The organism is Buttiauxella gaviniae, assembly GCF_040786275.1.
Taxonomy (GTDB): Bacteria; Pseudomonadota; Gammaproteobacteria; order Enterobacterales; family Enterobacteriaceae; genus Buttiauxella; species Buttiauxella gaviniae_A.
Genome location: NZ_JBFMVT010000002.1, coordinates 4259164 through 4272719, shown reverse-complemented (window position 1 = coordinate 4272719; position 13556 = coordinate 4259164). Strand labels below are relative to the sequence as shown.

The window sequence follows — 13556 nt, the reverse complement described above, 5'->3', positions numbered from 1 at the left end:
CCCCTTCAGAATGATTACTTTTAGTACCGGAAGTTTAATGGGGGATGTTAAATAAAACGGAGCGCGATTTTAGCTCTAAATAAAAATGGCGCCGTTATCAGTAACGGCGCCATTCGTTCAGGAAGATGAATGTAATGATAATCAGAAGTTCATCTTAAATCCTGCCGTGGCATTAAGCGCGTAGTTCTTCTCTGGCGTGTTTTCCAGCGCGGTTTTAGCGCTCACTTCCCCGTAGAACTGGTATTTGCCGTTGGCTAATTGCACTTCCCCCCCGCCGCCCAGACTCTGCCACAACGTCTGGGTGCGACGTGTCATCGGTAGATTTGAAACCTCAATCTGCGTGGCTGCGGAATACGCTTTCTCCAGGTTCGCAATGCCGTACACACGCAGATGCGAAGTCTCATTTGCCTTTGACCAGGCGCGCTGGTATTCAGGCGAAACGCCCACGCGAACCAGTGTACTTCCGTTGCTGTCGTCCGTGACGTGTGTCCCATACGGGTCGGTGAAATCCTGGAAATTAACCCAGGAATAAACCACCTGAGCCTGTGGTGTCAGCGTCCAGTTATCGGATAAAAGAATATGTTTCCCTGTTTCACTACTCAGCGCATAACCATATGCATGGTTATTTTCCGTCATGCTGCGTTTTAAGGTGTCTGAATAAAGCGATGAGCTGTACCAGTTAAACTGCGCCTGGTTATCAACATACCAGCCGTTATTCCCGTACCAGGTTAATGTGGCGCCCGGGCCATATCCGGTGCTGTCAATACTGCCGTTGCCGAACAGGGATTTAATATCTGCGTTAACGTTGCCATAGCGCGCATTCACTCCCGCGACCAGCGTCCCACTGGCATTTTCATGCACCACGCCATCCACACCGACCTGCCACATCACACTGTTGGTACGCAGGGTGCTGTCGGTGGCTGAAGACGTTGCGGTTTCTTTGGTTTTATTCCCGACCATGCGGCCCCAGCTACCGAGTTCTACGCCGTTCTCCAGCGTATCTGATGACGACCAGTTGCGCCCCCCCACCCGCTGTTTTAGCGTGCTGAGATGATTGAACTGCGCCAGTACGGACGGATAAGATTCGTAAAGCGGGACTCCCGGCTGCCAGATTGGGCGGAACGCCTGAGACGAAGAGCTCACATCTGAACCTGTCGGTGCCGGCGGAGCCCCATACGAACCGGTTGAGTCGGTTGTATCTACAGAAGCAGGCGGAGCCGGTGGCACCGGGCTGGTCACCTGCGAGCGCAGGTACCAGTCTCCGTCCTGCGGCGTGCTGACCCCGTTTTTATAGAGCTGATACGAGTACGGCCCGACGATTACGGCTCCCTGCCCGCGGAACTGATAGTCGCTTTTTAACGTGAAAATCCCGTCTGATCGACCGCCCACCTCCACCACTTTAACGCCGTTGACGGTCTGTGCCCCTAATCCCGCCCGGTTGGTAACAATCAGTTGCGTATTTCCGGAAGTATTACCGCTGACTTTCAGTTGATCGGTCAGGGAGTCATCGCCCGCCAGGGCTGCATTCATCACCAGTTGCCCGTTGTTTCCCTGATAATCACCGTTAACAACCAGTTGCGTTCCCGGCTGAGAACCGAAATTAAGGGTTCCCCCATTGGTTAATGTACCGGTTTGCTGGGTGTTCCCTGCCAGGTTTAGCCCCGCATTTTGCGCAATGGTTAAAGGTGAGGAGGCATTCAGAATACCGGCATTTTGCGTGCTCAGTACTCCCTGGGCTATCAGCGTGCTGCCTGCGTAAGTATTCGCCTGCTCAAGCTGCAATTCCCCTGCGCCCTGTTTGGTCAACGATCCTGCACCGGAGAGGCCCTGCTGCAACGTAAGGGTCTTATCGGCATCAACTTCAATCGCATCATTCAGACTGTTCAGCACCACGGCACGCGGCGTAACCATATTATCGGTCACGCGGAGGGTGCCGTTATTGAGGTTAACCGCGCCGGTTGACTCACCCAGATTGCCATCACCGGCTACAGAAAGCGTCCCGCCATTGATATAGGTGCCGCCGGTATAATCATTATTCCCGGAGAGGATCAGCGTGCCCGCATCTTCTTTAACCAGTGCGGTATTGCCGGTCAGTTTGCTGGCGATAGTCGCGGTGATGACTGCCCCGGCAGTGGTGCCGTCGCCCACGCGAATAATCGCCCCGTCTGCCTGGCTGTTTTTCTGTAGCGTTAACTCTCCGTCCTCTAACTGGTAGCCGTCGACCACAAACTGCATACCGTCGGTATTGATGGCGCCATCTACATTATCCACGCTCACTTTGCCCGGTGCGGCTGAGAAAACAGCAAAGCCCTGCTGCGCCCAGTTAGCATTAGGTGCCCCGTACTGATTGGTCCAGTCAGACGTGGGGCTGGCACGCCAGGTGCCATCCCCTCCAGAAATGACTCCGTCATTAGCGACGGAATCGGTACCTTCCCAGAAATTCAGTGGATTACGGGTCGTGCTGTTGATCAGGTTAACCTGATTTTTAACCGCCGTTTGCACGTAGATATCCGCCGGATTGACACCCGCCGGAAGTGAGTTGACCTCGAGAGTGTTATCCGTTAACTCCCCCTGATAATTAAACAGACGGTAGACGCCGGGTAAAAATTTCCCGCCAGGCGAGGCACTGACATTCAGTTGCCCGTCAAGCATCAGGTCGCCACCGACACTGGTGAGCGAGTTAAGCGCGCCCCCCGCAACATTCGCTTCACCAAACTGGTAGTTCAGCACGCTGTTCTGGTTAAGCTGCAAAGCCCCGGCAATATTCAGGGTGCCCAGTTTTCCTGCTGCGCTGCCCGGTGAAAGGGTTGCGTCATCGTCGATGATGACATCGCCGCCAACCGTACCCGAACCACCCAGGACACCCTTAGCCTGCGTTTCAATAAGGCTCAGAGCGCTGCCAAAAGAGCCATTGATATAAAGTTGCGCATTATTTTCAACCGTCACGTCACCCTCGAAATGATCGCTGGTTCCGCTGAGCGTTTGCGCCCCGGATGTAATCGTCAGGTTTGATGAGTCGTCACCGGTAAAGATTCCGCCGAAGTCCCCTTGTGCATCGGTAAGGGTGAGTGCTTTGCTGCCGAGTAAGACTTCAGCGGTACTGTCGCCGGCAAGCGCCGATATGCTGGTTGCCGTGTTAATCCCCGTCACGTCAAACTGGCTGTTGGTCAGCGTCAGTAGTTGAGAGTCTGCGAGACTTCCGTCGCCAGACAGCAGTAATGATCCGTCCGTTACGGTGGTGTTTCCGCTGTAAGTGTTAACGCCACTGAGAGTTTCGTTCACGCCGTTCAGTTCAATATCGCCCGAGCCACTTATCACCCCGGCAAAAGTACTCCCCGTTTTATCATTGGTGAGTTTTAACGTCTGGCCGCCCAGCGTGACATTTGACGTGCTGTCTCCGCTCATCGCTTTCAGGCTTACCGGCTGATTCGCGGTCGAAATATCAAGGGTGCCGTTCTCCAAATCCACCTGTTTTGAGGCCGTAAGCGAACCCTCCTGCGAAAGACTCAGGGTGCCGCCTTTGATATTTGTCGCACCGGTATAGCTGTTTTTGCCCGTTAAGCGCAGCGTCCCGTCACCAAGTTTGGTCAAATCTCCCGTTCCGCTAATCCCGCGATCGTCAGTCAACGTGGTGTCGGTGTCGGTCTGAAGGGCACCGCCTTCGTCCGTGAGAGAAATATCACGGTTAAGGTTCAGCGTGGTGCGGGTTTCCAGGGTGCCGCCGTCAAGAATCACTTTTCCGGAGGCATCACCAAGGTTATTGCTTTGCGCGACGCTCAGCACGCCGCTCTCAATAGTGGTATCACCCGTATAGGTATTCACGCCCCCGAGAATGAGCTTGCCGTACCCCTCTTTCGAGAGGCCGCTGGCGCCGGTAAGAATACTGTTTATCGTCGCGATGTAACCGGAGCTTGGCTCTGAACCATCCCCGACCCGAATGATTGAATCGGTATCGCCATCAACCGGCGTTAAGGTCAGAGTGCCATCCTCTAATGTGTATCCATCAACATAGAACTGCATCCCGGAGGTATTAATATCGCCATCCGTGTTATCCACGGTGACGGTTCCACCGGTGCCCATAAATACCGCAAAGTTTTTATCACTCCAGGAGGAGTTAAGTTTTCCGGTCTCAATGGTCCAGGGATCCGTTACGCTGTCACGCCATGTTCCGTCGCCCCCCTGGATAGCGGAGTCGTTAGGCGTGCCGTTATCACCGTCCCAGAAACGCAATGTAATTCCGGTGGAGTTAATCAGGTTTACCTGACCCTTAATATTGGTCTGAATATAAAAATCATCGGCATCAAACCCAACCGGTAACTTCGCGATGGCCAGCGTGTTGTCATTTAACGTTCCGTCATAATTGAAAATCCGGTAGACGCCATAGTTAAATTTCTGCCCCGGTGTCACGGTCACATTAAGCTCACCGTCGAGCGTTAAGTCACCGTTAACATTGGTCAAATCGTTATTTTGCCCACCAGGGGTATAGGCGCTACCAAACTGATAATTAAGCTGGCTCAAATCAGAGAGACTCAAATCCTTTTTAATGGTGAGCGTGCCTACGGGAGACGTGGCTGTTTCCAGACCGGGGTTAAGGATCCCATTATCAGCAATATCAACGCTGCCCCCCACGGTTCCCGTCCCCGCAAGCCGGCCACCTGAATTAATATTGACCTGGCTTGCACTGCTCCCCAGCGTCCCGGTAACAATGGCACTCGCGCTATCATTGGCCGTTGTGGTTCCGCTAAACGTTGAACTGTTTCCGCTGAAGGTTTCGCTTCCCTCATCAATAGTCAGATTTCCGCTCCCGGTAATATTCCCCGCAAACGTATCCTGGGCATTCGTTAAGGTTAAGGTTTTACTTCCCAGAGCCAGAGTACCCGTGCTGTCGCCGGACAGGCGAGCCAGGCTTGCGCCGGTGTTTACAGCAGAAATATCAACGCTTCCGCTTTTAATATTTAACAGGCGGGTGTTAGCAATACTGCCATTACCTGACAAATTCAGGCTTCCGCCATTCACGGTGGTTTGCCCGGTGTAAGTGTTTATTCCGGTCAGCGTGGTTTTATGGCTACCGGTCTGATTTAAATCCCCGGCACCGCTCAGAACACCACTTAATATAAAATCGTGAGTTCCACCCAACGTCAGACCGTTTCCACCAGAAGCATCCGGATTAACCAACAGCGTGATATTTTTATTGATGGTAATGCCATCTGAGGCAGCGCCAAGCCCGCCCCCCTGAGCTTTAACCACGGACGCGCCTAACGATGTGCCGGTGGTTAACAGTAACAAGCCGTTGTTTAAAATTGCATCACTGAGGGAAAGTGTGTTACTTAGCGTCCATGTTCCGCTGTTCAGAATTAAATGTTCAATACCTATGTATTGCGAACCATCAAGAGAGCCCCCGCCGGTGGTATCACTTCCTGCTGTTGCCAGTGCATTTTGTAATAAAAGGGTGTCACTGCCACCCCCATATACCGTGCCGGAAATGACACTTCCCGTTGAAAGCAGGAGCTGGTTTGTGCCGCCATTAAAATAAATGGCATAGTTTTGCGCGCCATCTCCACCCGCCCCGGCATTAATAACGCCGGCGTTTTGTATCAGCAGGTTGCCACCCCGAATAGCCATCCCCCCATCCGAATAGGCCGAACGAGAAGCCCCTGCGGCACCGCCTTCCCCGTTACCCCCTCTACCACCCTGAGGCGTTGCCAGGTTATTACCTCCGTTTCCTCCATTAATCGTTCCGGTGTTGATGATGCTAACCTGTGCGGTATTGCCTGAAACATAAATACCCGCCCCGCCACCGCCGCCACCGCCGTTCCAGGTGGTGGTACTGGAGCCGCCTGTTATCGTGCCGCTGTTGGTTACTGAGGAGTTAGTCACGACGCCTGCACCACCGCCGCCGCTGCCAGTTCTGCCCCCGCGCCCGGTTCCCCCCATTCCCCCCGCGCCACCGGTAATAACACTTTTATTGATGATGGCCCCTTTAGCCACCACACCGGTTCCACCGCCGCCGCCGCCGTTAGCGCCGCGGGTACCATCACCATCAGAGCCGGTACCGCCAGCCCCGCCTGTGACTGAGGTGGTTATGGTGGTTGCTGTTGAAATGACACGTCCCGCTCCCCCCCCATTGTTATACCCACCACCATGTTTAAAACCTACGCCACCATTACCCCCAACACCGGTCGTGCTGTCCCCGGCATCGCCAGCAAAGCCATATTCAGAGGAGTTAAATCCACCGTTGCCGCCATCTCCCCCGGCAAATGCCGGGTTAACAATGGTGCTGATTGAAAGCGTCAGTAAACTGAGAGAAAACGGAATAATGGGGAGTCTGGCGCGATGCACTCTGAGTGCCGAAGATGTTTTTTTATATTTATCCATTTTAAAATCCTCAACAAGAACGGACGAAGAGTCTTGTTAATTAAAGGCTGTGTATCGATTTACATGACTGGCAATGTGAAGCAAGCGAACAAAATATTAGAAATGCATTTGTGGTTTGCATGAGAGGGACATTATTAAAAAATAAAATAATGTAATAAATACAACTCAAAATATATTCATCACCAAAGGTGAATATTCTTCAGATCGTTATTATCCAAACCTCTCGTTGATGATTAAACACATTCCGGCGTATTTGAAAAATTTACCACAGTATTATCTGGTCATTTTCTTATCTGTTTGTCAGAAAATTCTGTAGTTCAATCATTGGCGAAGAACAAGATTATCAATATTCCGCAAACTCCCACCCGTGTGGGCGGGAGTTATGGTCTTCCCGGTAATTATGCCGCCTGCGTTGCTGCCAGAAGTGCATTACCGGCGCTGGCGGGTTGTGTTGCTGATGTTGTTAACGCTGCTGATGTCGGTGCAATACTGGCCATCGCCGTTACCAGTTGCCCGGTTGCACTGTTGGCTCCTGCAGAATTAGAGATGTGAATTTCGCTAACACCCCCCTGCCAGATTTGATCCATCGAGGCCTCAAACGTCCCCGTTGCGCTATATGCGCCCCACGGATTGGTAATCACAAATTTACTGGTATCCGCATCAAACGCCGTAATCGCCATCTCATGGCTTTTAACAAAATGGGTATCATCATTGGTGTTTATCTCACTCCCCATATCCACAGCTTCCCCGGAAAGCACCGCCGTTTTCAGAATGTCGAAAACAGTCGAGTTCCAGGCCGCCTCCGTGTAATGGCTCGCTTTGTAATCGGTGATCGTATTCCCTGTGATTTCAGCCAGTTTGTTGTTCCCGTAACCGCTAAGGCTGGAATAGGCGTTGACGTCATTTTGATAAGTGGCTTCGAAAGCAACATTGGCCCGCTCAAGAATAGTCGCCCAGCTTGAGGTACTCATATTCGCGCCATTGCCCGGGGCTTTACCATCAACCGTGACCCAGTCGGCAACGCCTTTATTAAAGAAGCGCACGCTGTAGGTGTCATTCGTATTCTGAACAATCATCGATTTGATGAAGTCAGGTGAAACATTTACCACCGCCTGAAGACCGCCGAGAAGAGAACAATCCCCAATTCCGCCCTGATGAATATCATTGATAGACGGTGTGCCATTAACAAACAGCGGGCGTCCCTCAACATGAGCTGATGATGAGGTCGCGGGATCATTGCTTCCATCAAACCAGTTGGCGATAAGCTGGTTGAACTGTGTGGAGGTCGTCCCCACGGCAAGGCTGCCCATACGACTTAGGGTTCCATCCACCGGCGATGTCCAGGAGACTGAAGCGCCATTCGCTCCCGTCGTCATGCAATTGACCAGCGAATATGTTGGCGAACGGGTGCCGCAAACGGTGCCAATATTTTGCACGTAGGTATTCAGATCGCCGTACTGCGCGGCACTTAATCCGTCGCTCAGGCCCGCAGCAAAACCCTTCAATACGGCCTCAATGGACTGGAAGCTAAACAGCGAGTTACCACCGGCTGAAACAGATGACATGATGCTTTTCAGTGAGGAATCGCTCAGGCTGTTAATCAGCGTGTCTTTGGTATTGTCTGATAACGATAACAGCGCAGTCTGTTGCTGAGTCAGGGATGCAAGTTGTTGCTGGCTTAAACGTGGCGCGATAGTCAGCAGCACATCAGCACTGAGAGATTGCAGATTGCCGCCAAACACGGCGAGATGCGCGCTATCCAGAGCGGCGATGGCAGACGGCTTCATATCGGCAAACTGGGCAGGCGTTAAGGCTGCAAACTGAGCGATGTCGGTATTATTGATAAAAGCCGCTGGAAGCCATTCCGGGTGCGCCAACGCCTGAACCTGAGTGGTGCTCAATGAGGAGATCTGCGTTTGAGTTAACCCCTCATACTGCATGCGGGTTAGCGCTGCAATTTGAGTGGTCGACAGCGCAGAGATGTTTAGTACACCGAATTTTGCGCATGCCATAGCGCCCAGATTATTCATGGAAGCGACCTGGGCAGCACTTAGAGCGGTCAGGTGCGTGTTATCAATTCCCGAGAGTGTGGCGGCAGAAATCTGATTCAAACGGCTGGCGTTCAGCGCCGTAAAGGACGCCAGTTGCAGATGATTGAACCAGTCCGCGCTGAATTGACCGTAAAGGGAAGACAACTGAGCCATCTGCGATGGCAGCAGGCCTGCGGCAGCCGTCGCCGGTAACCAACTGGCATGCTGGAAACTGCCGATTTGCGCCTTGGTGAACAATGAAACCTGCGCGGCGGTAAGCCCTGCCCAAACATCTTTGGTCCATCCTGCCATCACAGATGCGGAGACGCTTGTCAGGTTGAGCAGGCCGAACTGGGCGTTACTCAGAGTGGTCAAACTTTGTAGGGCTGCCACCTGAGAGGCAGATAAGCTGCCCAAAGTCGCAGTCGGTATCCATTCCGGGTGCGCCATCGCTGCAATCTGATCGGACGTCATGGTGGAGACAAAATCGGCTGTTAATAAATCATAATCTGCCTGAGTCCAGCCATTAATAGTATTTACATCAGGTGAAGCGGTCGCATCTTGTGTTGTTGACATACCTTACCCCTTAACAATGGATATTATTTATTTAGAGCCCTTATGATTTAAATCAGGCACACAAGATACTTGTGAAAATTAATTCACTCAGGCTGTTTAGAATGATTACTGCACTGTTGAGTAATAACCTCACCTTCACAATAATATGGCATTAACTAAAATTCAACATTGCAGTAACATTAAAAACACCGAGGTAGAAATTAAATCTGGCATTCATTAGGGGTGTTTATGAAATGCAACCATTAACCTATCAAATCCGCGAATTACATAAGTTACCTTAATAAACCTATCGTTTTACAACGCCATTTTGTCACACTCATTAACACTTTGTTTTTGCGGCCACTCTTACAGAAAAATAACCCGTTGGGGTTAGCTAAAATATAAATATGATTATATTGGGTTTTATTTAATCAATTTATCGTGCGGAAAGTTGTTTATGGAAAAAATAAACCCCCGCACTTTCGGACGGGGGTTCAGGTATTAATGGTGATTACGCGACTTGCGAAGCAACCAGAAGCGCGTTGTTTGAATTAGCGGCTGGCGCTGCCGCCCCTGACGTTGCTGCGGACGTCGGTGCAATACTGGCCATCGCCGTTACCAGTTGCCCTACCGCACCTGTTGCAACGTCGGAGTTAGCAATATGTACACTCGTATTTCCGTTCCCTCCCTGCCACATCTGATCCATTGATGCTTCAAATGTGCCATTAAAATTAGCGTTGCCCTGAGCCCCCCAAGGGTTAGCAATGACAAAGTTGTTGGTATTTTCATCAAATGAGATGATTGCCATCTCGTGACCACTGATAAAATCTGACTTATTGTTCTGCGCATCTTTCGTGTATTCAAAGCTCCCGATATCCGTCGGTTGCCCGGCCAGAACAGCAGTTTTCAGAATATTAAAGATTGTCGTATTCCAGTCAGCTTCTGAATAACTACCGGGACTATAAGAGATAATTTTATCTCCGGTAATTGCCTGCAGTTCTTCGTCACCAAATCCTCCCACACTTTCATAACTGTTTCCGGAGTTCTTAAATGATGCCTTGAAAGTAGCACTTGCGCGCTCAAAAATAGCGGCCCAGGAAGAACCTGAAACGCCCTCGCCATAAGAGCAGGTCTGATTATCCACCGTCACCCACTCGGCTTTATTACCATTAAAGAAACGAACACTGTATGAGCCGTTAGCATTCTGCGTGATCATCGATTTAATGTAATCCGGCTGAACATTCACAACGGTCTGCAAGGCACCAAGCATCGAGCAGTCACCAATAGAGCCCTGGCTGATATCATTGATAGTCGGCGTGCCGCTATCACCAAACAAAAGGCGGCCATCAGTGTAATAAGTATTAGACGAGCCCGGATCGTTGGTGCCATCAAGCCAGGCGGATATCTGCTCGCCAAACTGAATGGAGGTTGAGCCCACCGCAAGATTGCCAATCCGGCTGTAGGTACCGTCGGCGCCTGTCCAGTTAACCGAAGCACCATCAGCAGCGTTAACCATGCTATTGACCAGAGAATAGATCGATGAGTTCTCACCGCAGACCTGACCAATAGCCTGCGTATAGCTTTGCAGCCCGGCATACTGAGAGGCCGTTAAGCCGTCACTTATTCCTGCATCAAGGGTTTTCATCACTGACTCAATCGCATTGAAGCTGAACAGTGTTCCGGCCCCGGATGCGACTGACTGCATGATGCTTTTCAGTCCGGCATCGCTCAGGCTGTTAATCAGGCTCTGAGCCGCAGTATCACTGGTTGTCAGCATCGTGCGCTGATTATCAGTAAGCGCGTTGAGCTGGGTGGCTGTCAGACGAGGTCTGACTTCCAGCAACTCCTGTTGGGTGAGCGCGGTGGCGTCCCCGGGCCAGACGGCGAGATGGGCCGCATCCAGAGAGGTAAAGGCAGCGCTACTCAGGCCTGCAAACTGAGCTGCCGTCATGGCGCTAAATTGTGCAACGCTGATGTTATTGATGAGCCCCGGCGCCAGCCACTCCGGATGCGCCAACGCCTGAATCTGAGCAGAGCTGAACGAGGAAAGCTGCGTCTGGGACAGCCCCTGGTACTGCTTCAGTGTCAGGGCGGAAATCTGTGCGGTGGAGAGAGCTGAAATATTTAGCTGGCCGAATGCCCTGCTCGGCATTGATCCAAGATTCGTCATAGAGGCAACCTGGGCTGCACTCAGAGCGGTCAGGTGTGCACTATCCATACCAAAGAAAGCCGACCATGAAATCTGACTCAGACGACTGGTGTCCAGCGCGGTAAATGAAGCCAGTTGCAGATGGTTGAACCAGTCTGCACTAAATTGTCCGTAATTGGCGGATAACGGGGCCATTTGCCATGGCAGCAGGCCTGCGGCAGCGGTCGCGGGTAGCCAACTGGCATGCTGAAAACTATCAATTTGCGCCGCCGTGAAAGAAGAAACCTGTGCGGCAGTGAGCCCGGCCCATACCTGACTTGACCATCCGGCCATCACAGATGCGGAGACTCCTGTCAGGTTAAGCTGGCTAAACTGAGTATTACTCAGGGCTGCAATATTGGTGATGTTGAGGACTTCCACCGCAGTCAGACTGCTGAGGTGCGAAAACTGATAAGGCGTCAGTCCCTGTAGCGCGGTGGTGCTGAGGCTGTTAAGCCAGCTGTCAGGCAGTTTAGAAAAATCGGTATTGATGGCGTTGACCTGGGCGACAGTCAGTGCGCTGACAATATTCAGCGGCAGCGCTGCCGGATTGGCGATGGCGCCGATCTGAGCGGTGGACAGGGTGTTGAACTGGGCTGACGTCAGGGCCGCATACTGGTCAGGTGTCCAGGCCGCAATCTGTGCGGAGGACATAGCCGAGAGGTTAAGCAAACTGAACTGATGCCCGCTTAACTGGCTGAGATTGTTTAATGCCTCGATCTGGGTAGCGGTGAGTGCACTCAGACGGGCATCGCTTAAACCCACAACTGTCGTTGCGGTGAGCTGGCCGATTTGAGTAGCGGTTAATCCCTGGAATGTTTCAAGGCTCAGGCCATTGATCCAATCGGCAGAAACCCTGGAGAAGTCCAGTTTAATCACCCCAATCTGGGCAGCGTTAAGCGCACTGAAATGGGCAAAATCAATCTGCGCCCAGTTTGCCGCTGATATCTGTGCCAGGCGACCGTTGTCCAGCGTCTGGAAAGAGTCCAGGCGCATCTGGTTAAACCAGGTACCGCTGAAACGACCGTAGTTTGCGGTGAAGACCAGTACCTGCGAGGGCATGATGCCGGAAACTGCCGTCAGTGGCAGCCAGGTGGCATTCTGCATGGCATTAATCTGGTCAGTGGTTAAGAGCGACATCTGCAACGCGGTCGTCCCGGCCCAGACGCTTTGACCCCATTGCGCCATGGTAGTGGCAGAAATGGCGGTGAGATCGAGCAGACCGAACTGAGCACTGCTAAGCGACGTTATCCCATTCAGGGCGGTAACTTGCGAGGCAGACAGAGCATTCAGATGGGCATTGTCGAGACCGCGTACGGTTGCCGCGCTGATTTGAGCGATTTGAGCCGTACTCAGGCTCTGGAAAGCATTCGTGTTCAGTGCATTAAGCCAGTTCACGGAAAAGGTGGATAAATTTGTAGTGATCGCTGCTAACTGGTTTGCAGTCAATCCATTGACCGCCGCCAGTGGCAGGTTCCCGATATTGGGAATAGCGGCGACCTGCTCCGGGCTGAGGGAGGAGATTTGCGAAGCCGTGAGTCCAGAGAATTCGGTGGCATTCAGACTGGCAATCTGCGTTGTCGAGAAGCCCGAAATATTGAGGGCTCCGAACTGGCTGGCTGTGAGTGCGCTGATATGCGCATTATCAAGGGCGCATACGGTTGCCGCGCTGATTTGAGCGATTTGAACTGTACTCAGGCCCCGGAAGGCATCAGGGCTCAGCGCATTAAGCCAGTTGACGGAGACGGTAGAGAAATCGATGGTGAGAGCAGGCAGTTGGTTTGCAGTCAACCCACTTACCACGGCGAGCGGCAGGTTAACGATATTAGCAATAGCTGATACTTGCGACGGGCTCAGAGAGGAAATTTGTGCCGCGCTAAGCCCGGCATATTCCATCGCAGTTAAGCCTGCAATCTGGGATACGGACATCCCGGAGATATTCAGTAACCCGAACTGAGCGCTGCTTAATGCGTCGAGTTTATTGGTGCCGGCAACCTGGGCGGCCGTCAGGGCAGACAGATGCGCGGCATCGACACCAACCAGTTGCGGGCGGGTCACATGATAAAATGCCGCAGGGCTTAAGGCCTGCAAAGCCGGAATACTTAACGCATTTATCCATGCCGCGGTCGGGTAAAAAGTCACCTTTATGCTGCTGATTTGTTCCGGGGTAAAGGCGCTGACCGCAGCGGTGGGCACTTGCTCAGGGTGCAACATTGCCTGCACCTGAGCAAGGGTCATGGACTGAACAAGATTGGCAGTCAGTAAGGCATAATCGGCCGCAGTCCAGCTGCTGATGGTATTAAAATCAGGTGTTACGGTAGCATCTTGTGTTGTAGACATACTTTACCCCTTAACAATGAATATTATTTACTTAGAGCCCTTATGATTTAAATGAGGCACACAAGATA

3 protein-coding genes are annotated in these 13556 nt (G+C 52.1%); all 3 read right to left on the bottom strand.

The window, feature by feature from the left end:
- Positions 1 to 141: 141 nt before the first annotated feature.
- The gene (locus AB1E22_RS20240; protein ID WP_367597013.1) at positions 142 to 6375 is read right to left on the bottom strand and encodes an autotransporter outer membrane beta-barrel domain-containing protein; all 6234 of its coding nucleotides are present in this window, start codon (positions 6373 to 6375) and stop codon (positions 142 to 144) included.
- Between the two features lie 398 nt (positions 6376 to 6773).
- Positions 6774 to 8981, bottom strand: a complete 2208-nt coding sequence (locus AB1E22_RS20235) for a C2 family cysteine protease (protein ID WP_367597012.1) — start codon at positions 8979 to 8981, stop codon at positions 6774 to 6776.
- Between the two features lie 490 nt (positions 8982 to 9471).
- Complete coding sequence (locus tag AB1E22_RS20230) at positions 9472 to 13488, bottom strand: C2 family cysteine protease (RefSeq protein ID WP_367597011.1); 4017 nt, start codon at positions 13486 to 13488, stop codon at positions 9472 to 9474.
- Positions 13489 to 13556 lie beyond the last annotated feature (68 nt).

Bases quoted from the DNA above. Each gene is read 5' to 3' on its own strand.
- AB1E22_RS20240 (WP_367597013.1), bottom strand. From the start codon at position 6,375: ATGGATAAATATAAAAAAACATCTTCGGCACTCAGAGTGCATCGCGCC.
- AB1E22_RS20235 (WP_367597012.1), bottom strand. From the start codon at position 8,981: ATGTCAACAACACAAGATGCGACCGCTTCACCTGATGTAAATACTATT.
- AB1E22_RS20230 (WP_367597011.1), bottom strand. From the start codon at position 13,488: ATGTCTACAACACAAGATGCTACCGTAACACCTGATTTTAATACCATC.